Origin of the sequence: Pseudomonas sp. MSSRFD41 (assembly GCF_014230245.1) — a bacterium.
Taxonomy (GTDB): domain Bacteria; phylum Pseudomonadota; class Gammaproteobacteria; order Pseudomonadales; family Pseudomonadaceae; genus Aquipseudomonas; species Aquipseudomonas piscis.
The window spans coordinates 1-24120 of the sequence record NZ_JACKZK010000013.1 but is presented as its reverse complement, the minus strand read 5'-3'; the positions used below and the strand labels follow the sequence as shown (position 1 = coordinate 24120).

The 24120-nt window shown below is 63.7% G+C and carries 19 protein-coding genes; 8 read left to right on the top strand and 11 right to left on the bottom strand.

The window, feature by feature from the left end; all coding sequences use genetic code 11:
- The first annotated feature begins 14 nt into the window (after positions 1-14).
- Entirely contained in the window at positions 15-1721 is a 1707-nt protein-coding gene (gene nagE / locus H7A76_RS19410) for an N-acetylglucosamine-specific PTS transporter subunit IIBC (protein WP_185699993.1), read from the top strand.
- Positions 1722-1796: 75 nt separating this feature from the next.
- On the opposite strand, the gene H7A76_RS19405 is transcribed toward nagE, so the two are convergent.
- Positions 1797-2108, bottom strand: coding sequence for a YqfO family protein (locus H7A76_RS19405; protein ID WP_185699992.1), 312 nt, complete (start codon positions 2106-2108; stop codon positions 1797-1799).
- A 4-nt stretch (positions 2109-2112) separates the two neighbouring features.
- The gene (gene purL / locus H7A76_RS19400; RefSeq protein WP_185699991.1) at positions 2113-6009 is read right to left on the bottom strand and encodes a phosphoribosylformylglycinamidine synthase; all 3897 of its coding nucleotides are present in this window, start codon (positions 6007-6009) and stop codon (positions 2113-2115) included.
- Between the two features lie 286 nt (positions 6010-6295).
- On the opposite strand from purL, the gene mltF reads away from it, so the two are divergent.
- A complete protein-coding gene (mltF, locus tag H7A76_RS19395) occupies positions 6296-7756 on the top strand; it encodes a membrane-bound lytic murein transglycosylase MltF (RefSeq protein ID WP_185699990.1) in 1461 nt (486 codons plus the stop codon).
- Positions 7757-7848: 92 nt separating this feature from the next.
- On the opposite strand, the gene pdxJ is transcribed toward mltF, so the two are convergent.
- From pdxJ to lptF, 8 genes are all read right to left on the bottom strand, one after another.
- A complete protein-coding gene (pdxJ, locus tag H7A76_RS19390) occupies positions 7849-8592 on the bottom strand; it encodes a pyridoxine 5'-phosphate synthase (RefSeq protein ID WP_185699989.1) in 744 nt (247 codons plus the stop codon).
- 108 nt (positions 8593-8700) lie between these two features.
- The gene (gene recO / locus H7A76_RS19385) at positions 8701-9390 is read right to left on the bottom strand and encodes a DNA repair protein RecO (RefSeq protein ID WP_185699988.1); all 690 of its coding nucleotides are present in this window, start codon (positions 9388-9390) and stop codon (positions 8701-8703) included.
- A gap of 110 nt (positions 9391-9500) precedes the next feature.
- A complete protein-coding gene (era, locus tag H7A76_RS19380) occupies positions 9501-10403 on the bottom strand; it encodes a GTPase Era (RefSeq protein WP_185699987.1) in 903 nt (300 codons plus the stop codon).
- Complete coding sequence (gene rnc / locus H7A76_RS19375; RefSeq protein WP_031320944.1) at positions 10396-11085, bottom strand: ribonuclease III; 690 nt, start codon at positions 11083-11085, stop codon at positions 10396-10398. The genes era and rnc overlap by 8 nt, the downstream gene beginning before the upstream one ends.
- A gap of 205 nt (positions 11086-11290) precedes the next feature.
- Positions 11291-12145 (bottom strand): signal peptidase I, encoded by an 855-nt coding sequence (lepB, locus tag H7A76_RS19370; protein ID WP_185699986.1) that lies wholly within the window; start codon positions 12143-12145, stop codon positions 11291-11293.
- Between the two features lie 5 nt (positions 12146-12150).
- Positions 12151-13950 (bottom strand): translation elongation factor 4, encoded by a 1800-nt coding sequence (lepA, locus tag H7A76_RS19365; protein ID WP_185699985.1) that lies wholly within the window; start codon positions 13948-13950, stop codon positions 12151-12153.
- Between the two features lie 165 nt (positions 13951-14115).
- Positions 14116-15177, bottom strand: a complete 1062-nt coding sequence (gene lptG / locus H7A76_RS19360) for an LPS export ABC transporter permease LptG (protein ID WP_185699984.1) — start codon at positions 15175-15177, stop codon at positions 14116-14118.
- Positions 15170-16288 (bottom strand): LPS export ABC transporter permease LptF, encoded by a 1119-nt coding sequence (gene lptF / locus H7A76_RS19355; RefSeq protein WP_185699983.1) that lies wholly within the window; start codon positions 16286-16288, stop codon positions 15170-15172. Before lptF ends, lptG begins: the two co-directional genes overlap by 8 nt.
- 306 nt (positions 16289-16594) lie before the next feature.
- Between lptF and H7A76_RS19350 the strand changes: the two genes are divergently transcribed.
- The 5 genes from H7A76_RS19350 to rlmF all read left to right on the top strand — a co-directional run bounded on the left by H7A76_RS19350 (position 16595) and on the right by rlmF (position 23184).
- Positions 16595-18085: a leucyl aminopeptidase gene (locus H7A76_RS19350; protein WP_185699982.1), complete on the top strand. Its 1491-nt coding sequence runs from the start codon at positions 16595-16597 to the stop codon at positions 18083-18085.
- A gap of 59 nt (positions 18086-18144) precedes the next feature.
- Positions 18145-18573 (top strand): DNA polymerase III subunit chi, encoded by a 429-nt coding sequence (locus tag H7A76_RS19345; protein ID WP_185699981.1) that lies wholly within the window; start codon positions 18145-18147, stop codon positions 18571-18573.
- A 7-nt stretch (positions 18574-18580) separates the two neighbouring features.
- Positions 18581-19039 carry a DNA polymerase III subunit chi gene (locus H7A76_RS19340; RefSeq protein WP_185699980.1) on the top strand — a complete coding sequence of 153 codons (459 nt, stop codon included), beginning with the start codon at positions 18581-18583 and terminating at the stop codon, positions 19037-19039.
- Positions 19040-19158: 119 nt separating this feature from the next.
- The gene (locus H7A76_RS19335; RefSeq protein ID WP_185699979.1) at positions 19159-22005 is read left to right on the top strand and encodes a valine--tRNA ligase; all 2847 of its coding nucleotides are present in this window, start codon (positions 19159-19161) and stop codon (positions 22003-22005) included.
- A gap of 153 nt (positions 22006-22158) precedes the next feature.
- On the top strand, positions 22159-23184 hold the full coding sequence (rlmF, locus tag H7A76_RS19330; protein ID WP_185699978.1) for a 23S rRNA (adenine(1618)-N(6))-methyltransferase RlmF: 1026 nt from the start codon (positions 22159-22161) through the stop codon (positions 23182-23184).
- Between the two features lie 93 nt (positions 23185-23277).
- On the opposite strand, the gene H7A76_RS19325 is transcribed toward rlmF, so the two are convergent.
- A complete protein-coding gene (locus tag H7A76_RS19325) occupies positions 23278-23559 on the bottom strand; it encodes an HU family DNA-binding protein (RefSeq protein WP_022642462.1) in 282 nt (93 codons plus the stop codon).
- Positions 23560-23953: 394 nt separating this feature from the next.
- Here H7A76_RS19325 and H7A76_RS19320 point away from each other — a divergent pair.
- On the top strand, positions 23954-24120 hold a 167-nt coding region (locus H7A76_RS19320), incomplete at its 3' end, for a nucleoid-associated protein (RefSeq protein WP_409519197.1).

Genomic DNA, 24120 nt, shown 5'->3' with positions numbered 1-24120 from the left:
CCAGGAGAGACGCCATGTACCAGTATTTCATCGAGGGCCTGCAGCGCCTCGGCCGGGCGCTGATGCTGCCCATCGCCATCCTGCCCATCGCCGGCCTGTTGCTGCGCCTGGGCGACACCGACCTGCTGGACATCGCCATCATCCACGATGCCGGCCAGTCGATCTTCGGCAACCTGGCGTTGATCTTCGCCATCGGTATCGCCGTGGGTTTCGCCAAGGACAACAACGGCACCGCCGGCCTGGCCGGAGCTATCGGTTACCTGGTGATGATCTCGACCCTCAAGGTGCTGGACGCCAGCATCAACATGGGCATGCTCGCCGGGATCATCAGCGGGCTGACGGCCGGCGCGCTGTACAACCGCTTCAAGGACATCAAGCTGCCGGAATACCTGGCGTTCTTCGGTGGCCGGCGCTTCGTGCCCATCGTCACCGGCTTCACCGCCGTGGGCCTGGGGGTGGTGTTCGGCCTGATCTGGCCGCCGATCCAGCAGGGCATCAACAGCTTCGGTCAACTGCTGCTGGAAAGCGGCAGCTTCGGCGCCTTCGTCTTCGGCGTGTTCAACCGCCTGCTGATCGTCACTGGCCTGCACCACATCCTCAACAACATGGCCTGGTTCATCTTCGGCAGCTTCACCGACCCGAACACTGGCGCCGTGGTCACCGGCGACCTGACCCGCTATTTCGCCGGCGACCCCAACGGCGGCCAGTTCATGACCGGGATGTTCCCGATGATGCTGTTCGGCCTACCCGCCGCCTGCCTGGCCATGTACCGCAATGCCCTGCCGGAGCGGCGCAAGGTGATGGGCGGGATCTTCCTGTCCATGGCCCTGACCTCGTTCCTCACCGGGGTCACCGAACCCATCGAGTTCGCCTTCATGTTCCTGGCGCCGCTGCTGTACCTGGTGCATGCGCTGCTCACCGGGATGTCCATGGCCCTGACCAACCTGCTGGATATCCACTTGGGCTTCACCTTCTCCGGTGGCGCCATCGACATGGCCCTGGGCTGGGGTCGCTCCACCAACGGCTGGAAGGTGTTACCGGTGGGCCTGCTGTATGCGGTGATCTACTACCTGGTGTTCGATTTCTGCATTCGCCGCTTCAACCTCAAGACCCCGGGTCGCGAGGACATCCCCGCCGCCAACAAGAGCGAGCTGGCCAGCGACCAGCGCGCCATGGCCTACATCAAGGCCCTGGGCGGCGCCGCGAACCTGATCACCGTGGGCGCCTGCACCACCCGCCTGCGCCTGGAACTGGCCGACCGCGACCTGGCTCGCGACGCCGACCTCAAGGCCCTGGGCGCCATGGCCGTGGTACGCCCCGGCAAGGGCGGCAGCCTGCAAGTGGTGGTCGGCCCGACCGCCGATAGCCTCGCCGATGAAATCCGCCAGGCCCTGCCGGCCTCGCGCAGCACTCCCGAACCGCTGCCGCAGACGCCGGCCCCGGTATCGATCGCGGTTCCCACCCAGGAAGCCCAGCAATGGCTCACCGCCCTGGGCGGTCGCGACAACCTGCTGCAACTGGACTGCGTAGCCCTGACCCGGCTGCGGGTGCAGCTGGGCGACAGCCGTGGTTTGTCGGAAGTGGCGCTACGCAACCTCGGCTGCCAGGGCACAAGGCGCTTGGAAGGCGACATCTGGCATGTGTTGATCGGCGAGAAGGCCGCCGGCCTGCAAGCCGCCCTCCAGGTGCTGATGCAGCACGAGGCCAGTGCCAGCGCCTGAGGAACGAAACCGCACGCCAATAAAAAAGCCCGCTGGCCGTTTCCGGTCCAGCGGGCTTTCTACTTGTGGATAACCTCAGAACGCTTCCAGACGCCAGACCTCGTAGGCCGGCGTCTCGTAGGGATGGCTCTGCTTGAGCGCCATCACCACGTCGCGGATCAGTTCGTCGGCCACCACCAGCTCGACTTTCCATTCCTCCACCCGCTCCACCCGGCCGGCCTGCCCGAGGAACGGCTGGCTGCCGTCCAAAGGGCGGAACTGGCCCTGGCCGAGCACCTGCCAGGCGCACTGGTCGTAGGCACCGATGCGGCCGCCACCTGCGGCGAACACGGCGCTCTTGACCTGCTCCACATGGCTGGGAGGCACGAAGAAGCTGAGCTTGTACATCGCCTCAGTTCACCCAGACGCGAGCGTTGCGGAACATGCGCATCCAGCCCGCATCTTCGTTCCAGTCGTCAGGACGCCAGGAGTTCTGCACGGCACGGAACACCCGCTCGGGGTGCGGCATCATGATGGTGACGCGACCGTCGCGGCTGGTGAGGCCGGTGATCCCGCGTGGCGAACCGTTGGGGTTGGCCGGGTAGCGCTCGGTGACCTTGCCGTGGTTGTCGACGAAGCGCAGGGCCACGCAACCGGACAGGTCGGCTTCCAGCAGCGCTTCCTCGCTTTCGAACTCGGCATGGCCTTCGCCATGGGCGATGGCGATCGGCATCCGCGAACCAGCCATGCCCTGCAGGAAGATCGAGTTCGACTCCTGCACCTGGACCATGGCCACGCGGCCTTCGAACTGCTCGGAGCGGTTACGCACGAAGTGCGGCCAGAACTCGCTGCCCGGGACCAGCTCGTGCAGGTTGGACATCATCTGGCAACCGTTGCACACACCGAGGGTGAAGGTGTCGTTGCGCTCGAAGAAGCCCTGGAACGCATCGCGGGCGCGGCTGTTGAACAGCGCCGACTTGGCCCAACCTTCGCCGGCGCCCAGTACGTCACCGTAGGAGAAGCCGCCGCAGGCGACCATGCCCTTGAACTCGTTGAGGTCGACGCGACCGGCGAGGATATCGCTCATGTGCACGTCGATGGCGTTGAAGCCGGCGCGGTCGAACGCCGCGGCCATTTCCACCTGGCCATTGACGCCCTGCTCGCGCAGGACCGCCACCTGGGGCCGTACGCCCTTCTTGATGTAAGGCGCGGCGACGTCCTGGTTGACGTCGAAGCTCAGCTTGACGCTCAGGCCCGGGTTGTCTTCCTCCAGCACCACATCGAACTCCTGCTCGGCGCAGTCGGCGTTGTCGCGCAGGCGCTGGATCTGGTAGCTGGTCTCGGCCCACTGGCGCTGCAGCAGGCGGCGCTCGCCGGCGAACACGTTCTGGCCATTGAAGGTGATGTTGATGTGACCGTTGTTGACCGGCTGGCCGATCACCGCCACGCAGTCGCCCAGGCCAGCGGCGCTGAACTGCGCGAGCACGCTCGGAGTGGCGTCCTGGCGAACCTGGATCAGCGCACCCAATTCCTCGTTGAACAGGATGGCCGGGATATCGGCCGCGCTGGCAGCCAGCGCATCCAGGTTCAGGTTCAGGCCGCAGTGGCCGGCGAAGGCCATTTCCACGGCGCTGGTCAGCAGGCCGCCGTCGGAACGGTCATGGTAGGCCAGCAGGTGACCGTCGGCATTGAGGCCCTGGATCACCGCGAAGAAGGCCTTCAGGTCTTCGGCGTCATCGACGTCCGGAGCCTGCTTGCCGATCTTGCCGTGGGTCTGGGCGAGGATCGAGGCGCCCATGCGGTTCTGGCCGCGACCCAGGTCGATCAGGACCAGGTCGGTGGTGCCCTTGTCCATGCGCAGTTGCGGGGTCAGGGTCTGGCGGATGTCGGTGACCGGGGCGAAGCCGGTGACGATCAGCGATAGCGGCGCGGTGACGCTCTTGTCCACGCCCTCTTCGCTCCAACGGGTGGCCATGGACATGGAGTCCTTGCCCACCGGGATGGTGATGCCCAGCTCCGGGCACAGCTCCATGCCGACAGCCTTGACGGTGTCGTACAGGCGTGCGTCTTCGCCCGGATGGCCGGCAGCGGACATCCAGTTGGCGGAGAGCTTGATATCGCTGATCTTGCCGATGCGCGAGGCCGCGAGGTTGGTCAGGGTCTCGCCGATGGCCATGCGTCCGGACGCCGGGGCATCCAGCAGGGCCAGCGGAGTACGCTCGCCCATGGCCATGGCCTCACCGGTGTAGACGTCGAAGCTGGTGGCGGTGACCGCTACGTCGGCTACCGGCACCTGCCATGGGCCGACCATCTGGTCGCGGGCCACGAGGCCGGTGATGGTGCGGTCGCCGATGGTGATCAGGAAGCTCTTGCTGGCCACGGCCGGGTGGTGCAGGACTCGCTCGATGCTCTCGGCGATATCCAGGGTGCTCGGATCGAAATCGTCGCCCAGCTCGGCTTCGCGAACGGCCGAACGGTGCATGCGCGGGGCCTTGCCCAGCAGCACTTCCAGGGGCATGTCCACCGGGCTGTTGCCGAAGTGGCTGTCGGTCACGGTCAACTGCGGCTCGGCCGTGGCTTCGCCGACCACCGCGAACGGGCAGCGCTCGCGCTCGCAGATGGCCTTGAAGCGCTCGAAGTCCTCGGCGCCCACCGCCAGGACATAACGTTCCTGGGATTCGTTGGACCAGATCTCGTGCGGAGCCATGCCCGGCTCGTCGTTGGGAATGTTGCGCAGCTCGAAGCGACCGCCACGGCCGCCGTCGTTGACCAGCTCGGGGAAGGCATTGGACAGGCCGCCGGCACCGACGTCGTGGATGAAGCTGATGGGGTTCTTGTCCCCCAGCTGCCAGCAACGGTCGATGACCTCCTGGCAACGGCGCTCCATTTCCGGGTTCTCGCGCTGCACCGAGGCAAAATCCAGGTCCGCCGAGCTGGTGCCGGTGGCCATGGAGGAAGCGGCGCCGCCGCCCAGGCCGATGAGCATCGCCGGGCCGCCGAGGACGATCAGCTTGGAGCCGACGGTGATCTCGCCCTTCTGCACGTGTTCGTCACGGATGTTGCCCATGCCACCCGCCAGCATGATCGGCTTGTGGTAGCCACGCACTTCTTCACCACGGGGGGTGGTGATGGACTGCTCGAACGTCCGGAAGTAGCCGGTCAGGGCCGGACGGCCGAATTCGTTGTTGAACGCCGCGCCACCCAGCGGGCCTTCGATCATGATGTCCAGGGCGTCGACGATGCGCTCGGGCTTGCCGTACGGCACTTCCCAAGGCTGTTCGAAGCCGGGGATCTGCAGGTTGGAAACGGTGAAACCGGTGAGACCGGCCTTGGGCTTGGCACCACGGCCGGTGGCGCCCTCGTCGCGGATCTCGCCGCCCGAACCGGTGGAAGCGCCAGGGAACGGGGCGATGGCGGTCGGGTGGTTGTGGGTCTCGACCTTCATCAGGATATGCACCGGCTCCTGCACCGCGCCGTACTGGCGGGTCTCGGGGTTCGGGAAGAAGCGCCCGGCGACGGAGCCGACGATCACCGCGGCATTGTCCTTGTAGGCCGAGAGCACACCTTCGTTGTGCATCTGGTAGGTGTTCTTGATCATGCCGAACAGGCTCTTTTCCTGGGCCTGGCCGTCGATGTCCCAACTGGCGTTGAAGATCTTGTGGCGGCAGTGCTCGGAGTTGGCCTGGGCGAACATCATCAGTTCGATGTCGTGGGGGTTGCGTGCCAGTCCCTGGAAGGCCTTCATCAAGTAGTCGATTTCATCTTCGGCCAGGGCCAGGCCCAGCTCGCTGTTGGCCTTTTCCAGGGCGGCGCGGCCACCACCGAGAATGTCCACTGCGGTCAACGGCTTGGGTTCGGCATGGCTGAACAGGCCGCCGGCCTGCTCCAGGCTGGCCACCACGACCTGGGTCATGCGGTCGTGCAACGCATCGCCGATCAGCTGGGCATCGGCCTCGCTGAACTCGCCGGCCACATAGAAGGCAATACCCCGTTCCAGGCGCTGGACTTTCGCCAGGCCGCAGTTGCGGGCGATGTCGCTGGCCTTGCTCGACCAGGGCGAGATGGTGCCGAATCGTGGCAGGACCAGGAACAGACGGCCGCTCGGCTCCTGTACCGGAACGCTGGGGCCGTACTTCAGAAGGCGCGCAAGCACCTGCTGTTCGTCGCCGGTCAGGACGCCGGTGACTTCGGCGAAGTGAGCGAATTCAGCATACAAGCCACTGACAGCCGGTACTTTCTGGCTCAGTTGCTCAAGGAGTTTGCTGTGGCGAAAGGCAGAAAGGGCAGGAGCGCCGCGCAGGATCAACATCTTCGGGACAGCCTCGGGAAGGGGGTGTGCTTTGAGGCCGTGCATTCTAACGTAAACCGCCAGCATCGGCACTCGAAACGCTATCCCCCGCGCTTCCGGGCGTCGGCGCGGGCATGGCGCCCTATAACAAAGGCTTATCGAGGTTATCGCCAAGGGTTATTTGAACCGTCACATTGGCCGCCGAAGGCCCAATCACCTGGGCTCCAGTCCAGGTCGCCAACCACTAGCAGACAAGCCCTTCGCTGTCGAGATATGGCGGCCGTTGTGCTTTGCGTATACTGCGCCAATGTTTTCCCCTATGGCTTTACGTCCGCGCTACGCCAAGTGGCTCATCGTTACCGGACTCTTCCTGATGCTCGGTGCCTGCGTTGAAAAACCCAGCACCCTGGAGCGTGTAAAGGAGGATGGCGTGCTGCGGGTGATCACCCGGAACAGTCCCGCCACCTACTTCCAGGATCGCAATGGTGAAACCGGCTTCGAATACGAGCTGGTGAAACGCTTCGCCGACGATCTGGGGGTCGAGCTGAAGATCGAGACCGCCGACAATCTCGACGATCTGTTCGGCCAGCTGGGCCAGCCCAAGGGCCCGGTGCTGGCCGCCGCCGGCCTGGTGGGCAGCGAGCAGCGCAAGCAGCAGGTGCGCTTCTCCCACCCGTACCTGGAAGTCACCCCGCAGGTCATCTATCGCAACGGCCAGTCCCGCCCCACCACCGCCCAGGACCTGGTGGGTAGACACATCATGGTGCTCAAGGGCAGCAGTCATGCCGAGCAACTGGCCGAACTCAAGCTCAAGTATCCCGGTATCGCGTATGAAGAATCGGACGCCGTGGAAGTGGTGGACCTGCTGCGCATGGTCGACGAGGGGCAGATCGACCTGACCCTGGTGGACTCCAACGAACTGGCGATGAACCAGGTGTATTTCCCCAATGTGCGGGTCGCCTTCGACCTCGGCGACGCCCGTAGCCAGAGCTGGGCAGTGGCCGCCGGCGACGACAACAGCCTGCTCAACGAGATCAACGCCTTCCTCGACAAGGTGGAGAAGAACGGCACCCTGCAACGCCTCAAGGACCGCTACTACGGCCATGTGGACGTGCTCGGTTATGTCGGCGCCTACACCTTCGCCCAGCACTTGCAGCAACGCCTGCCCAAGTACGAAAAGCACTTCAAGGCCTCGGCCAAGCAGCAAAAGCTGGACTGGCGCCTGCTGGCCGCCGTTGGCTACCAGGAATCCATGTGGCAGGCCGAGGTGACCTCCAAGACCGGCGTGCGCGGCCTGATGATGCTGACCCAGAACACCGCCCAGGCCATGGGCGTCGCCAACCGCCTGGACCCCAAGCAAAGCATCAGCGGCGGGGCCAAGTACCTGGCCTACATCAGGGACCAGCTGGACGACAAGATCGAGGAGCCGGACCGCACCTGGTTCGCCCTTGCCGCCTACAACGTCGGCACCGGCCACCTGGATGACGCGCGCACCCTGGCCAAGCGCGAAGGCCTGAATCCGAACAAGTGGCTGGACGTGAAGAAGATGCTGCCGCGCCTGTCGCAGAAGCAGTGGTACAGCAAGACCCGCTATGGCTATGCCCGGGGCGGCGAGCCGGTGCACTTCGTGGCCAACATCCGTCGCTACTACGACATTCTCACCTGGGTGACCCAGCCGCAGCTGGAGGGCGACCAGGTCGCCGAAGGCAACCTGCACGTCCCGGGCGTCAACAAGGCCAAGCCGGCCGAGGAAAACCCGCCGCTCTGAAGCTGCCAGCCACGGAGTGGAGCAGCCAGGCTGCGGCGATCGCTTGATCGCGCCAGGTCTTGAGACCCTGTCGCAGCCTGCCGCAGCGCCGATCAGCCCTTGGCCGCCGCCAGGATCAGCGCCTTCATTTCCGCGACCGCGCCCTTGAAACCGACGAACAGCGCATGAGCCACCAGGGCATGGCCGATGTTCAGTTCGTTGATCCCCTTGATCGCCGCCACGGCCTCGACGTTGTGGTAATGCAGGCCATGGCCGGCATTGACGATCAGGCCCTGGGCCAGGCCCACTGCCACGCCGTCGACAATGCGTTGCAGCTCTTGCGCCACTTCGGCCGGGGTCTGGGCATCGGCGTAGCGCCCGGTATGCAGTTCGATGGCCGGCGCGCCGACCCGCTTGGCGGCCTCGATCTGGCGCTCGTCGGCGTCGATGAACAGCGAGACCTCGGAGCCGATTTTCGCCAGGCGCTGCACTGCAGCCTTGATCCGCTCCTCTTGCCCCGCTACATCCAGGCCACCCTCGGTGGTCAGCTCCTGGCGGGTTTCCGGCACCAGGCAGATATGCGCCGGACGGATGCGCTCGGCGAAGGCCATCATTTCCTCGGTGACGCCCATTTCGAAGTTCATGCGGGTCTGCAGCACGTCCTTGAGCAGCAGCACATCACGCTCCTGGATATGCCGGCGATCTTCACGCAGGTGCACGGTGATGCCGTCGGCGCCCGCCTCTTCCGCATCCAGCGCAGCCTTGACCGGGTCGGGATAACGTGTGCCCCGGGCCTGGCGCAGGGTGGCAACGTGGTCGATGTTCACGCCAAGAAGAATGCGATTGCTGGTGGTCACGAAAGCGCTCCTGAATAAATGAAGATTCGGCGCACAGCATACGGGTAGAACGGGGCTGGTTGCCATTTACCGATGCACCTTGGCATCGACCCGGCACACGCGGCGGGCTCAGGGCTTGCGAAACAGCTCGCGACTGACCAGTGGCCGACCACCCAGGTGAACAGCCAGGGCCTGGCGCATCAGGCGCTTGGCCGCCGACAAGGCGCCGGGCGCGCTCCAGTCGGCTTCGGCCATGGCCAGGAGCTCGGTGCCGTTGAACACGCCCGGCTGCAGCAGGAACACCTGCTCCAGGCCGGCATCCACTTGCAGGCGGTACAGACCGTCGGCGGCGATGGGAGCGCCATGGATATCCTGGTCCAGGGCGAAGCCGTAGCCCAGGTCGTCCAGCAAGCGCCATTCGAAGGCTCGCAGCAAAGGCTCCAGGGGACGACCGGCGGCCAGGGCCAGCAAGGTCGCGGCGTAGTGATCGAACACCGCCGGATGGGGATCTTCCGCCGGCAACAGGCGGATCAGCAACTCGTTCAGGTAAAGCCCGCTGAACAGCGCCTCGCCATTGAGCCAGGCAGCGACGCCGGCGCCTTCCATGCGCCCGACATTCTTCAGCTCGCCACGACCACGAAATTCCACTTCCAGGGGCACGAAGGGTCGCGCCAGGGTACCGGCCTTGCCCCGAGCATTGCGCAATACCGCCCGCAGGCGCCCCTGGGGCGTGAGGAAGTCCACCAGGGCGCTGCTCTCGCGATAGGCACGGCTATGCAGGACATAGGCGAGTTGGCCGACAGGGGCGTTGCTGGACATGGTTGCGAGGAGTCTCAGTAAATAGAGAGGGAACCGGGTCCGAAAGGAGGATCGAAACTGTTCGTTGGCGAGTCGACTCCCGGCCGGAGCCGACTCACCAGCGCGAGGCTTTAGAGGTCGCCGTAGCCCAGCGAGCGCAGGGCACGCTCGTCGTCGGACCAGCCGCCCTTGACCTTGACCCAGAGGTTGAGCATGACCTTGGAGTCGAACAGCAGCTCCATGTCCTTGCGCGCTTCCATGCCGATGCGCTTGATCCGCTCACCCTTGTCGCCAATGATGATTTTCTTCTGGCCGTCACGCTCGACGAGGATCAGGGCATGGATGTGCAGGATCTTGCCCTGTTGCTTGAACTCTTCGATTTCCACGGTGATCTGGTACGGCAGCTCGGCGCCCAGCTGGCGCATGATCTTCTCGCGTACCAGTTCGGCGGCGAGGAAACGGCTGCTGCGATCGGTGATCTGGTCTTCTGGGAAGAAGTGCTCGTTCTCCGGCAGGTGCTTGGCGATCAAGCCTTCCAGGGCATCCAGGTTATGCCCCTGCTGGGCCGATACCGGGACGATCTCGGCATTGGGCAACTGCTCCTGCAACCAGGTCAGGTGCGGCATCAGCTCGGCCTTGTCCTCGATGCGGTCGGTCTTGTTGATGGCCAGGATCACCGGGCCCTGCACGAACTGGACGCGTTCCAGGACCAGCTGGTCCTCGTCGGTCCACTTGGTGCGGTCGACCACGAAGATCACCACGTCCACGTCTTTCAAGGCTGCCGAGGCCGTCTTGTTCATGTAGCGGTTCAGCGCCTTCTCGTTGCTCTTGTGCATGCCGGGGGTGTCGACGTAGATCGCCTGCACGTCACCTTCGGTCTTGATCCCGAGCATGTTGTGGCGAGTGGTCTGCGGCTTGCGCGAGGTGATCGCCAGCTTCTGGCCGAGGATGTGGTTGAGCAGCGTCGACTTGCCCACGTTGGGGCGGCCGACGATGGCGACATAGCCACAGCGTGTTGCAGTTGAATCAGTCATGGCCATTCTCCACGCCCAGGGCAATCAGTGCTGCGGCGGCCGCTACCTGTTCGGCAATGCGACGGCTCACGCCCTGGCCCCGGCTTTTTTCATTCAAGAGGGTGACTTCGCATTCCACGAAGAAGGTCCGGCAATGGGGTTCGCCCTGGATATCCACCACTTCGTAGCGTGGCAGTTCACAGGCCCGGGACTGGAGGAATTCCTGCAGCCTTGTCTTGGGATCCTTGTTGGTGTCCACCAGGGTCAGGCTGTCGAATTCCGAGGCCAGCCAGGACAGCACTCGGTCGCGGGCAGTCTCCATGCCGGCGTCCAGGTAGATCGCACCGATCAGGGCTTCCAGGGCGTCGGCGAGGATCGACTCGCGACGAAAACCACCGCTCTTCAATTCGCCGGAGCCCAGGCGCAGGTATTCACCCAGGTCGAAACCACGGGCCAGTACCGCCAGGGTCTCGCCTTTGACCAGGCGTGCGCGCAAACGCGACAGCTGGCCTTCGCGAGCCTGGGGAAAACGCTCGAACAGCGCCTCGCCGGCCACGAAATTGAGGATCGCATCACCCAGGAATTCCAGGCGCTCGTTGTTGCGCCCGGCAAAGCTGCGGTGAGTGAGGGCCAGGAGCATCAGCTCCTGGTCCTTGAAGGAATAACCGAGCTGGCGCTCGAGACGACTCAAAGAAACGCTCACGATCTACCCACACTGGTTTCGTCACCGAAACTCGCCATCCGATGGGCCGCGCACGAGGTGCGGGTGGCAATTAACGCTGTGTTCAAATCCACATCCTGAATATCGTTGATTGCATGCCCCTGGCCACGCACCACCCGGGGGATGGGTGGTTTTATACAAGCGCCAGAAAAGCATTCGGCGCTGTATTCAACAGCGCCGTGGGTGATTACTTGATCAGGCCAACCCGCGAGAAATTCGGCAGGTGGCTGAGTTTCGGTTCGGGCCAGCTCATCCAGACTGCAAAGGCCTTGCCGACGATATTCTTGTCGGGAACCATGCCCAGCAGGTCCTTGGGAATGCTCGGGTCATCCCAGTAGCGACTGTCGTTGGAGTTGTCGCGGTTGTCGCCCATCATGAAGTAGTGCCCGGCGGGAACTACCCAACGACCGTCCGGGGTAGCCCGGTAACGACTCATTTCCTTGCGAATCAGGTGCTCGGCGGCGCCGAGTTTTTCCTTGTACAGTTCCGCGCTGCCCAGGGTGCCAGGCTCGGCCCCTACCAGTTGCTCCGCCACTGGCTGGCCGTTGACGAACAGGCGCTTGTCGCTGGTGTAGCGCACCTCGTCGCCCGGCAGGCCGACCACACGCTTGATGTAGTTGACGTTCGGATCGCTCGGGTAGCGGAACACCATCACATCGCCGCGCTGCGGATCACCGACCTCGATGACCTTCTTGTCGATCACCGGCAAGCGGATGCCGTAGGAGAACTTGTTCACCAGGATGAAGTCGCCCACATCCAGGGTCGGCTTCATCGAGCCCGATGGAATCTGGAACGGTTCCACCAGGAACGAACGCAGCACCAGGACGATGAACAGCACCGGGAAGAACGACTTGCCGTATTCAACCAGCAACGGTTCCTTGTTCAGCTTCTCGACCACCAGCCCGTCCGGCTGGCTGACGCTGCCCTGATAGTTGGCGATGGCCGCGCGGCGACGCGGAGCCAGGAACACCAGGTCGAGCAACGCCAGGAAACCGCATACGAAGACAGCGATGACCAGCAACAGCGGGAAATTTAGTGACATAGGACCTAACTATCCAACCTGAGCACAGCAAGGAAGGCATCCTGTGGAATCTCCACGTTACCCACTTGCTTCATGCGTTTCTTACCGGCCTTCTGCTTTTCCAACAGCTTGCGCTTACGGCTGACGTCACCGCCGTAGCATTTGGCCAGTACGTTCTTTCTGAGGGCCTTGACGGTTGTCCGCGCGATGATCTGACCGCCGATGGCGGCCTGGATTGCCACGTCGAACATCTGCCGAGGAATCAGTTCTTTCATCTTCTCGGTCAATGCACGCCCTTTGTAATGGGCATTGTCGCGGTGCACGATCAGGGCCAGGGCATCGACCCGGTCGCCGTTGATCAGCACGTCCAGCTTCACCAGATTAGCCGACTGATAGCGATCGAAGTGGTAATCCAGCGAGGCGTAGCCACGGCTGGTGGACTTCAGGCGGTCGAAGAAGTCCAGTACCACCTCGTTCATCGGCAGGTCGTAGGTCACCTGGACCTGCGAACCGAGGAACAGCATGTCGCGCTGTACGCCGCGCTTTTCGATGCACAGGGTTATGACGTTGCCCAGGTGCTCCTGGGGCACAAGGATATTGGCCCGCACGATCGGCTCGCGCATGTCCTCGATGGAGGACAGGTCCGGAAGCTTGGACGGGTTATCGACGTAGATGGTTTCACCGCTCTTGAGCAGCAGTTCGAAGATTACCGTCGGCGCGGTGGTGATCAGGTCCAGGTCGTATTCGCGCTCCAGGCGCTCCTGGATGATCTCCATGTGCAGCATGCCGAGGAACCCGCAACGGAAACCGAAGCCCAGGGCGTCGGAGCTTTCCGGGGTGTACTGCAGCGAGGAGTCGTTCAAGGTGAGCTTCTGCAGGGCCTCGCGGAAGTCCTCGAAGTCGTCGGAACTGACCGGGAACAGGCCGGCATAGACCTGCGGCTGGATGCGCTTGAAGCCTGGCAGCACCTCCACGTCGGGCGTGGAGCTCAGGGTCAGGGTATCGCCCACCGGAGCACCATGGATGTCCTTGATGCCGGCGATGATGAAGCCCACCTCACCGGCCTTGAGGTCCGCGGTAGCGGTGTGTTTCGGGTTGAAGACACCGACGCTGTCCACCAGGTGGATCTTGCCGGTGGATTTGACCAGGATCTTGTCGCCCTTCTTCACCCGGCCATGGCGCACCCGCACCAGGGACACGACGCCCAGGTAGTTGTCGAACCAGGAGTCGATGATCAGCGCTTGCAGCGGATCTTCGATATTGCCGGTCGGTGCCGGGATGGTGGTTACCAGGCGCTCGAGCACTTCGTCCACGCCCAGGCCGGTCTTGGCGCTGCAAGTCACGGCATCGGTGGCATCGATGCCGATGATCTTCTCGATTTCTTCCTTGACCCGCTCCGGCTCGGCCTGGGGCAGGTCGATCTTGTTCAGTACCGGCATGACCTCCAGGCCCTGCTCGATGGCGGTGTAGCAGTTGGCGACCGACTGGGCCTCGACGCCCTGGCCGGCATCCACCACCAGCAGCGCGCCTTCGCAGGCTGCCAGGGAACGGCTGACTTCATAGGTGAAGTCCACGTGGCCCGGGGTGTCGATAAAGTTCAGCTGGTAGGTCACGCCATCGCGTGCCTTGTAGTAAAGGGTGACGCTGTGGGCCTTGATGGTGATCCCGCGTTCACGCTCGAGGTCCATGGAGTCCAGGACCTGGGCTTCCATTTCGCGGTCGGCCAGGCCGCCGCACATCTGGATGAAGCGATCGGCCAGGGTCGACTTGCCATGGTCAATGTGGGCGATGATGGAGAAATTGCGGATATGACTCAAATCACTCACGGATGAACACTCAAAAAGGCTGCAGGCAGGGCCCGCCGAAAAATAGCCGGGAATTGTACCTGATACTCGGCACAAGCGTCACGCTCACCGGTCAGCGTCCGGCAAATGCAAAAACGCCCCGGCCTGTTGGCCGGGGCGTCGCACCAAAACGAGGCAAAAAGCCGGTTAACCGGCGCGGCGCAGGAGCCAGAACCCGGCGACCGCGCATATCCCGGCCGGAACCAGCACCGCGAACAGCGGCGAGAAACCGAACACCAGGCTCGAAGGCCCCAGCAGGTCCTGGGCGATGCGGAACACGAAGCCCACCAGCACGCCGGTGAACACGCGCTGCCCCAGTGTCACGGAACGCAGCGGGCCGAAAATGAAGGAAATCGCCATCAGCACCAGGGCCGCAGTCACCAGCGGCTGCAGGACCTTGACCCAGAACGCCAGCCAGTAGCGACCATTGTTCAGCCCCTGATCGGCCAGGTAGTGGATGTAGCCCCACAGGCCGCTGATGGACAGGGATTCCGGCGCCATCACCACGGTGCTCAGCAACTGCGGGCTCAAGGCCACATCCCAGCGTTCCTCGGGAACGCTGATGACCTCGGTATGTCCCTCACGGAAATAGGTGGTGGTGACCTCGGTCAGCTGCCAGTAGTTCTCGTGGAAACGAGCCTGGCGAGCGAAGCTCGAGGACAGCATGTGGCGCTGGCCGTCGAAATGATAGCGAGTCACCCCATACAACAGGCCGTTGGGCTGCACGGCGTTGATATGGATGAACTCGTCGCCCTGGCGGTGCCACAGGCCATGCTTGGAGCTCTGGGCGTCGCCGGACCCCTGGGCCAGGGCGCGAGCGGCCTGGGCCTGGGTTTCGGTGGCGGGCGCCACGTACTCGCCCACCAGCAGGCCAGCCAGCATCAGTACCAGCATCGGCTTCATCACCGCCCAGACGATTCGACCGACGGATACGCCCGCGGCACGCATGATGGTCAGCTCACTGTTGCTGGCCAGGGCACCAAGGCCGATCAGGCAACCGATCAGCGCGGCCATCGGCAGCATTTCATAGACCCGGCGCGGAGCGGTGAGCACCACGTAGCTCATCACGTCCATCACGGTGTAGGTATCGCTGATGCTGCCCATCTCATCGATGAAGGCGAACAGCGAGGCCAGCCCGAGGATGATCCCCAGGACCGCGAGAATCGCCATGAACACACTGCTACCGATGTAGCGATCGAGCTTAACCACGAGCCATCTCCTTCATGCTGCGACGACTCGCCATTTTCAAACGCAACGGTTCCCAATACATCAGTCCCAGGCCGATCGCCAGGAACAGTACATGAACCCACCACAAGCCCAGGGCCGGCGAGATCTTGCCCTTCTCCAGGGCACCGCGCACGGAAATCAGGATGGTCAGGTAGGCCATGTACAGGAGGATCGCCGGGATCAGCTTGAGGAAGCGACCCTGGCGCGGGTTGACCCGGGACAGCGGTACCGCCATCAGGGTCACGATGAACACCAGCAGCGGCAGGGACAGGCGCCACTGCAGCTCGGCACGGGCTCGCAGGTCGTCTTTGCCGATCAGCTCGGAAGTCGGCATGGCGTCACGATCAGTGACCTCCTCGCTGATATCCGGGCGCTCCAGCAACACGCCATAGGTGTCGTACTTGATCACCCGGTAGTTGGCCTCGCCCGGGTTGCCGTCATAGCGATAGCCGTTTTCCAGGATCAGGTAGCGGTTGCCATCGGGGCGGATGTCCTGGTGCCCCTTCTCGGCCACCAGCACGGAAATGCCCTGGTCCTTCTTTTCCTGGTTCAGGCGCTTCTCGGAAATGAACACGCCGCCCAGCTGGGTGCGGTCGTCCGACAGCTGCTCGGTGTAGGTCACCCGGCTACCGTCGTTGAGGGCCTGGAAACGCCCGGCCACCAGGGTATCGAACTCGGTCAGGGCATCCTGCTTGTTCAGCAGCAACTGGAACTGGTTGGCCCCTTGCGGAGCCAGGCTCAGGCTCAACCAGGCCACCAGCAATGCCACCAGGGCCGCCGGGATCATGGTCAGGCCCAGCAGGCGCTGCTGGCTCATGCCAGTGGCCGAGAGCACGGTCATCTCGCTTTCGAGATAGAGCCGGCCATAGGCCAGGAGAATGCCCAGGAACAATCCCAGGGGCAGGATCAGTTGCAGGAAACCCGGCAGGCGAAAGCCCATGATCAGGAACAGCGAGCCCGGATCAAGGGCGCCCGAGGCAGCCTGTGCGAGGAACTTGACGAAGCGTCCGCTCATGATGATGACCAGCAGCACCGCGCTTACGGCACTGAGGGTCAGCAGGACTTCGCGGGAAAGATAACGAAAGACGATCAAACCAGACACTCCAGGGTTGTCAGGCTAAGGCGGCCGAACAAGCAAACGATCGAGCCGGCCCCAGGATGCAGGGCCGCCGAAAAAGGATGGCGCATTATCCTGTGAATGCATGCGCCTGTCACGGTGGATGCTCACCCGACGCGGCAAAGCGGCGAACTTGGGCCATACGAGGGTTGTCAGCCGCAAGCGCCGAGGTTCAAACTGGCGGCTTTGTCGTCGGCAGCACGCGACGCCTTCTTCTATATAGCTAAGCCCCGCGCTGGAGTCTTTCCCGCGCGCTTTGACCATTCACTCAGGGACCCGGACATGGAACTGGTTGTAAAAAGCGTTAGCCCGGAAACGTTGAAGACCGCCACCCTGGTGGTCGCCGTCGGCGAAGGCCGCAAACTCGGCAACGTCGCCAAGCAACTCGACGAACTCAGCGACGGCGCCATCAGCGCCGTGCTCAAGCGCGGCGACCTGGCCGGCAAGGTCGGGCAGAGCCTGCTGCTGCACGGCGTGGCCAAGCTCAAGGCCGAGCGCCTGCTGCTGGTAGGCATCGGCAAGGATGACGAACTGGGCGACCGCCCGTTCCGCAAGATCGTCAGCGGCGTGCTGGGTACCCTCAATGGCCTGGGCGGCGGCGATGCGGTGCTGGCCCTGGACGAGGTGGCGGTCAAGGGCCGCGACAGCTACGGCAAGACCCGCCTGCTGGCCGAGACCCTGCTGGACGGCGGCTACGTCTTCGATCGCTACAAGAGCCAGAAGGCCGAAGCCCGTCCACTGAAGAAGATCACCCTGCTGACCATCAAGGCCGCCCAGGCTGAAGTGGAACGCGCCGTGACCCACGCCCAGGCCATCGCCAGCGGCATGGCGTTCACTCGCGATCTGGGCAACCTGCCGCCGAACGTCTGCCACCCAAGCTTCCTCGGCGAACAAGCCAAGGCCCTGGGCAAGGAGTTCAAGGGGCTGAAGGTCGAGGTCCTTGACGAGAAGAAGATCAAGGAACTGGGCATGGGCTCGTTCTATGCCGTGGGCCAGGGCAGCGAGCAGCCGCCACGGCTGATCGTCATGCAGTACAACGGCGGCAAGAAGTCCGAGAAGCCGTTCGCCCTGGTGGGCAAGGGCATCACTTTCGATACCGGCGGCATCAGCCTCAAGCCGGGTGCCGGCATGGACGAGATGAAGTACGACATGGGCGGCGCCGCCAGCGTCTTCGGCACCCTGCGCGCAGTGCTCGAACTCAAGCTGCCGATCAACCTGGTGTGCATCCTGGCCTGCGCCGAGAACATGCCTAGCGGCGGTGCCTCGCGTCCTGGCGACATCGTCACCACCATGAGCGGCCAGACCGTGGAAATCCTCAACACCGACGCCGAAGGCCGCCTGGTGCTGTGCGACGCACTGACCTACGCCGAACGCTTCAAGCCCCAGGCGGTGATCGACATCGCGACCCTGACCGGCGCCTGCGTGGTAGCCCTGGGCGCCCACACCTCGGGCCTGCTGGGCAACAACGACGAACTGATCGGCCAACTGCTCAGCGCCGGCCAGCAAGCCGACGACCGCGCCTGGCAACTGCCGCTGTTCGACGAGTACCAGGAGCAACTGGACAGCCCGTTCGCCGACATCGCCAACATCGGTGGGCCGAAGGCCGGCACCATCACCGCGGCCTGCTTCCTGTCGCGCTTCACCAAGAACATGAACTGGGCCCACCTGGACATCGCCGGCACCGCCTGGACCAGCGGCGGCAAGGACAAGGGCGCCACCGGTCGTCCGGTGCCCCTGCTGACCCAATACCTGCTGGACCGCGCCAAGGCCTGAAAACCATGACCGTGGGGGCCCGGCATGAGCGCCGCGCCCTCCTCGGCTCAGGAACCCCGATGACCAAAGTCGACTTCTATATTCTTCCCAGCGCGGACCCGGCGGCCCGCCTGGATTTCGCCTGCAAGCTCACCGACAAGGCCTGGCGCATGGGCCACCGCATCTACCTGCATTGCACCGATGCCGCCCAACGCGACGAACTCGATGCCCGGCTGTGGCGCTTCAAGGGCGAAACCTTCGTCCCCCATGGCCCCGCGGAGAGCGAGCCCGAAGGCCAGATCGTCCTCGGCCTGGGCCAGGACCCTGGCGAGCATGCCGACCTGCTAGTGAACCTGGACCTCAAGGTCCCGACCTTCGCCCCGCGTTTTACCCGGATTGCCGAAGTAGTGGTGGAAGACCCAACTATTCGTCAGGCCGCCCGCGAGAGTTTCCGTTTCTACCGCGAACAGGGCTATTCTCTGCAAGATCACCGCTTACAACGACTCTGAGCATCCGATGGACACTCCCAACCCACGACCCAAGTCCGCGCATCTGCTGGACGACCTCGAGTCGATCCGCCAACTGCTCGGTGACGAGAACCTGCAACCGCCGCTGCTGACCGAAACCGTCCCCGGAGAAGGCCAGATCCCCCTGCTGTTCGACATGGTGGGCAACCAGCAGCCCGCAGCGACGCCTGTTCGCCCCGCAGCACCTGCCAAACCCCAAGCACCTGCCGCAAGCCCCGAACCTCTTCCAGCGCCGACGCCAAAACCGCTCGCCAGCGCCAAGCCAGCGCCCGCCGACAGCAATGCCGACGCCCTGCTGCACCTGGACAGCGAACTGCGCGCTGCCGCCCAGTTGATCATGCAAGACGTGATCGACGACTTCGCCCCACACATCGAGACCGAGATCAAGCGCCGCCTCGATGCCCGCCTGGAGCGCCTGCTCGCAGCAGCCACCAGCGGCAAACCATAAGCCACGAACCAAAGCCGGGCAGGACCATCTTGTCGCTTGCCGCTTGTGGCTTGCAGCTATCCCCCTCCGCTATACTTCCCGGCTTTTCCTGAATAAATGCCAATAGGGTCCCGCCGCGCATGGATAAGACCTACCAGCCGCACGCCATTGAAACTTCCTGGTACCAGACCTGGGAGTCCGAGAACTATTTCGCCCCGCAAGGCGCGGGCGACTCCTACACCATCATGATCCCGCCGCCGAACGTCACCGGCAGCCTGCACATGGGCCACGGCTTCAACAACGCGATCATGGACGCCCTGATCCGTTTCCGCCGCATGCAGGGTCGCAATACCCTGTGGCAGCCCGGTACCGACCACGCCGGCATCGCCACCCAGATGCTGGTGGAGCGCCAGATCGAAGCCCAGGGCCAGAACCGCCACGACCTGGGCCGGGAGAAGTTCCTGGAGAAGGTCTGGGAGTGGAAGGATCAATCCGGTGGCAACATCAGCCGCCAGATCCGCCGCCTGGGCTCTTCCGTGGACTGGAGCCGCGAGCGCTTCACCATGGACGACGGCCTCTCGGAAGCGGTGAAGGAAGCCTTCGTGCGCCTGCATGAAGACGGCCTGATCTACCGCGGCAAGCGCCTGGTCAACTGGGACACCAAGCTGCACACCGCGATCTCCGACCTCGAAGTGGAAAACCACGACGAGAAGGGTTTCCTGTGGAACCTGAAGTACCCGCTGGCCGACGGCGCCAAGACCGCCGAAGGCAACGCCTACCTGATCGTCGCCACCACCCGCCCGGAAACCATGCTCGGTGACTCTGCCGTCGCGGTGAACCCGGCCGACGAGCGCTACCAGGCCCTGATCGGCAAATTCGTCGAGCTGCCCCTGGTGGGCCGGCGCATCCCGATCATCGCCGACGATTACTGCGATCCTGAATTCGGCACCGGCTGCGTGAAGATCACCCCGGCCCACGACTTCAACGACTACGAAGTCGGCAAGCGCCACAACCTGCCGCTGCTGAACATCTTCGACAAGAACGCCAGCGTCCTGCCGGCCTGCCAGGTATTCAACCTGGACGGCAGCCTGAACGACAGCATCGACGGCAAGATCCCGGCCGAATACGTGGGCCTGGACCGCTTCGAGGCGCGCAAGCAGATCGTCGCCGCCTTCGACGCCGCCGGCCTGCTGGTCAGCGTCGACGACCACGCCCTGAAAGTGCCGAAGGGCGACCGCTCCGGCACCGTCATCGAGCCCTGGCTCACCGACCAGTGGTACGTCTCCACCAAGCCGCTGGCCGAGCCTGCCATCGCTGCCGTGGAAGATGGCCGCATCCAGTTCGTGCCCAAGCAGTACGAAAACATGTACTTCTCCTGGATGCGCGATATCCAGGACTGGTGCATCAGCCGCCAGCTGTGGTGGGGCCATCGCATCCCGGCCTGGTACGACGAGTCCGGCAAGGTCTACGTCGGCCGCAGCGAGGCCGAAGTACGGGCCAAGCACAACCTCGGCGCGGACATCGCCCTGCAACAGGACAACGACGTCCTCGACACCTGGTTCAGTTCGGGCCTGTGGACCTTCTCCACCCTGGGCTGGCCGGAGCAGACCGAATTCCTCAAGACCTTCCATCCCACCGATGTGCTGGTGACCGGTTTCGACATCATTTTCTTCTGGGTCGCCCGGATGATCATGCTCACCATGCACCTGGTGAAGAACGAGGACGGCACGCCGCAGGTTCCGTTCAAGACCGTCTACGTGCACGGCCTGGTCCGCGACGGCCAGGGCCAGAAGATGTCCAAGTCCAAGGGCAACGTCCTTGACCCGCTGGACATCATCGACGGCATCGACCTCGAGACCCTGGTGCAAAAACGCACCACCGGCCTGATGCAGCCCAAGCTGCAGAAAGCCATCGAGAAGCAGACCCGCGCCGAGTTCGCCGACGGCATCGCCAGCTACGGCACCGACGCCCTGCGCTTCACCTTCTGCTCCCTGGCCACCACCGGTCGCGACATCAAGTTCGACATGGGCCGCGTCGAGGGTTACCGCAACTTCTGCAACAAGATCTGGAACGCCGCGCGCTACGTGCTGGACAAGGGCGAAGACTGCGGCCAGAACGGCGAGGCTTACGAGCTGTCCCTGGCCGATCGCTGGATCATCTCGCAGTTGCAGCGCACCGAAGCCGAAGTCACCCGCCAACTCGACCAGTTCCGCTTCGACCTGGCCGCCCAGGCGCTGTACGAGTTCATCTGGAACCAGTACTGCGACTGGTACCTGGAGCTGTCCAAGCCTGTGCTGTGGGATGACAACGCTCCGGTCGAGCGCCAGCGCGGCACCCGCCGGACCCTGGTCCGCGTGCTGGAAGTAGCCCTGCGCCTGGCCCATCCGTTCATGCCGTTCATCACCGAGGAAATCTGGCAGCGCCTGGCGCCGCTGGCAGGCAGTACTGGCAAGACCATCATGCTGCAACCATGGCCGGTGGCCGTCGAGGCGCGCATCGACCCGGCGGCCGAGGACGACATCGAATGGCTCAAGGGCCTGATGCTCGGCACCCGTAACATCCGTGCCGAGATGAACATTGGCCCGGGCAAGCCCCTGGCACTGTTCCTGAAGAACGCCAGCGCCGAAGACCAGCGCCGCCTGGCCGAGAACGAGGCCCTGCTCAAGAAGCTGGCCAAGCTCGAGTCCATCACCGTACTGGGCGCCGGCGATGAAGCACCGCTGTCGGCCACTGCCCTGGTCGGCGAGATGGAAGTACTGGTGCCCATGGCCGGCCTGATCGACAAAGGCGCGGAGTTGGCTCGCCTGGACAAGGAAATCCAGCGCCTGCAAGGCGAAGTGCAACGTGTGGGCGGCAAGCTGGCCAACGCCTCCTTCGTCGACAAGGCCCCTGCCGAGGTGATCGAGAAGGAACGCACCAAGCTGGCCGAGGCCGAGCAGGCCCTGGGCAAGCTGGCCGAGCAGCACGCACGGATCTCCAGCCTGTAACGACGATCAGCGCGACGTAAAGAAGGGAGGCCCCAGGGCCTCCCTTTTTTATTGCCCGCGCCCTACCGTTCTGACCGCTTATCGCTTGAAACCTGCCGCCGCTCTTGTGGGACAATGCCCGCCAATTTGAGCCAGCCCCGAATTCATTCCGCCATGACCGCCCCCAATACCCCCAAGCCGCCGCGCAAGAAGCCCAAGCCCGCCAATGCCGCCAAGGTCGCCGCTCCCCGGGAAAAGGCCAGCCTGCACCCGCGCAACCGCCACCAGGGGCGCTACGACTTCCCGCAACTGATCAAGGGCACCCCGGAACTGGGCCAGTTCGTGATCGTCAATCCCTACGGCAAGGAAAGCATCGACTTCGCCGACCCGGTCGCCGTGCGCGTGTTCAACCGCGCCCTGCTCAAGGCCTTCTACGGCATCGCCCACTGGGACATTCCAGCGGACTTCCTCTGCCCACCAGTGCCCGGCCGCGCCGACTACGTGCACTTTCTCGCCGACCTGCTGGCCAGCCACAACCAGGGCGAGATCCCCCGGGGTGCCGCCGTGCGGGTACTGGATATCGGCGTCGGCGCCAACTGCATCTATCCACTGATCGGCTACAGCGACTACCGCTGGCACTTCCTCGGCTCGGACATCGACAGCACCGCCCTGGCGGCGGCCAAGACCATCGTCCAGGCCAATGGCTTGAACAAGGCCATCAGCCTGCGCCAGCAAGGCAACCCAAAGCAGATATTGAACGGACTTCTCGACAGCGCCGAGCGCTTCGACCTGACCCTGTGCAACCCGCCCTTCCACTCCTCCCTCGAAGAGGCCACCCGGGGCAGCCAGCGCAAATGGCGCGCCCTGGGCAAGGCCGACCCCAAGCGCAAGCTGCCCGTGCTGAACTTTGGCGGCCAGGCCCGGGAGCTGTGGTGCGAAGGCGGCGAGATCGGTTTCGTCAGCCAGCTGATCAGCGAAAGCGCCGCGGTTGGCCAGCAAGTGCTGTGGTTCAGCACTCTGGTGTCGAAGGCATCGAACCTGCCGGCGATCGAAAGCGCGCTGCGCAAGGCCGGGGCCCTGGAAAGCCGGGTAGTGGAAATGTCCCAGGGACAGAAACAGAGCCGCTTCGTGGCCTGGACCTTCAAGGACAAGGCACAACAACAGGCCTGGAGTCAGGAGCGCTGGGCGGGGAAAAACTGAGGAGGCGGGGGATTCAGCGACGATTCACCTTGCGTGAAGCGTTATCACACAAACCGTGCCCGGAAGACTCTGAGCACGGTTTCACTGCAGGTATTACTTGTTGATGGCGTCGGTCAGGCCTTTGGCCACAACCAGCTTGATCACTTTCTTGGCAGCGATTTCGATGGCAGCGCCAGTCGATGGGTTACGGCCAGTACGGGCAGGACGCTCGGTCACTTTCAGTTTGCCGATGCCTGGCAGAGTGATTTCGCCGCCATTTTCCAATTGATCAGCAACGATCTGGGCCAGTTGATCCAGGGCGTTACGCGCGGTGGTTTTCGGCGCGTCGATAGCTTCAGCGATATCGGCGATCAGTTGGTCTTTAGTAATAGCCATTATGGTGTTCCTTCCCTATCAAATTCATTTGGATTGCAGAGTGCAGTGTCAGCCATCGAGCCAGATCTTGTGGATCTGGCACCCCGGTTACAACCACGACGGATCGGGGTTATAGATACCGAATTCTGGGTTTGGTTCGACCCGACAAATGCTGACTGCACGCTTAACGCAGAGACACCGCGTAAGACGGGGCAAAACTAGCACACAGACGGGGAAATATCCGCCTCTTCCTAGCCATTTGGTCAGCTTTATTGCTCCAAATCGGTAAAAAAGTGCATAAGCTGCACCGACAAGCCGTTCATCGCCCGGCGAGCCCCGCCAAAACCAGCGGGTGCGTTACACTGGGCGCTTTTCCGGGGAGCCCGCCCTCCCCCTTCAACCAGCCGAGAAGCCCATGCCGATCCGTCATTGCATCGTCCACCTGATCGACAAGAAACCCGACGGCAGCCCTGCCGTGCTGCACGCCCGCGACTCGGAGCTGGCAGAGTCCGCGGCCATCGAGAACATGCTCGCCGACCTCAACGAAAGCTATAACGCCAAGCAGGGCAAGGCCTGGGGCCT

Excerpts from the sequence above, each read along its gene's own strand:
- H7A76_RS19335 (WP_185699979.1), top strand. The coding sequence starts at position 19,159 with ATGGATAAGACCTACCAGCCGCACGCCATTGAAACTTCCTGGTACCAG.
- H7A76_RS19325 (WP_022642462.1), bottom strand. The coding sequence starts at position 23,559 with ATGGCTATTACTAAAGACCAACTGATCGCCGATATCGCTGAAGCTATC.
- rlmF (WP_185699978.1), top strand. The coding sequence starts at position 22,159 with ATGACCGCCCCCAATACCCCCAAGCCGCCGCGCAAGAAGCCCAAGCCC.
- mltF (WP_185699990.1), top strand. The coding sequence starts at position 6,296 with ATGTTTTCCCCTATGGCTTTACGTCCGCGCTACGCCAAGTGGCTCATC.
- purL (WP_185699991.1), bottom strand. The coding sequence starts at position 6,009 with ATGTTGATCCTGCGCGGCGCTCCTGCCCTTTCTGCCTTTCGCCACAGC.
- H7A76_RS19340 (WP_185699980.1), top strand. The coding sequence starts at position 18,581 with ATGGACACTCCCAACCCACGACCCAAGTCCGCGCATCTGCTGGACGAC.
- H7A76_RS19405 (WP_185699992.1), bottom strand. The coding sequence starts at position 2,108 with ATGTACAAGCTCAGCTTCTTCGTGCCTCCCAGCCATGTGGAGCAGGTC.
- H7A76_RS19350 (WP_185699982.1), top strand. The coding sequence starts at position 16,595 with ATGGAACTGGTTGTAAAAAGCGTTAGCCCGGAAACGTTGAAGACCGCC.
- nagE (WP_185699993.1), top strand. The coding sequence starts at position 15 with ATGTACCAGTATTTCATCGAGGGCCTGCAGCGCCTCGGCCGGGCGCTG.
- era (WP_185699987.1), bottom strand. The coding sequence starts at position 10,403 with ATGACTGATTCAACTGCAACACGCTGTGGCTATGTCGCCATCGTCGGC.
- recO (WP_185699988.1), bottom strand. The coding sequence starts at position 9,390 with ATGTCCAGCAACGCCCCTGTCGGCCAACTCGCCTATGTCCTGCATAGC.
- lepB (WP_185699986.1), bottom strand. The coding sequence starts at position 12,145 with ATGTCACTAAATTTCCCGCTGTTGCTGGTCATCGCTGTCTTCGTATGC.
- H7A76_RS19345 (WP_185699981.1), top strand. The coding sequence starts at position 18,145 with ATGACCAAAGTCGACTTCTATATTCTTCCCAGCGCGGACCCGGCGGCC.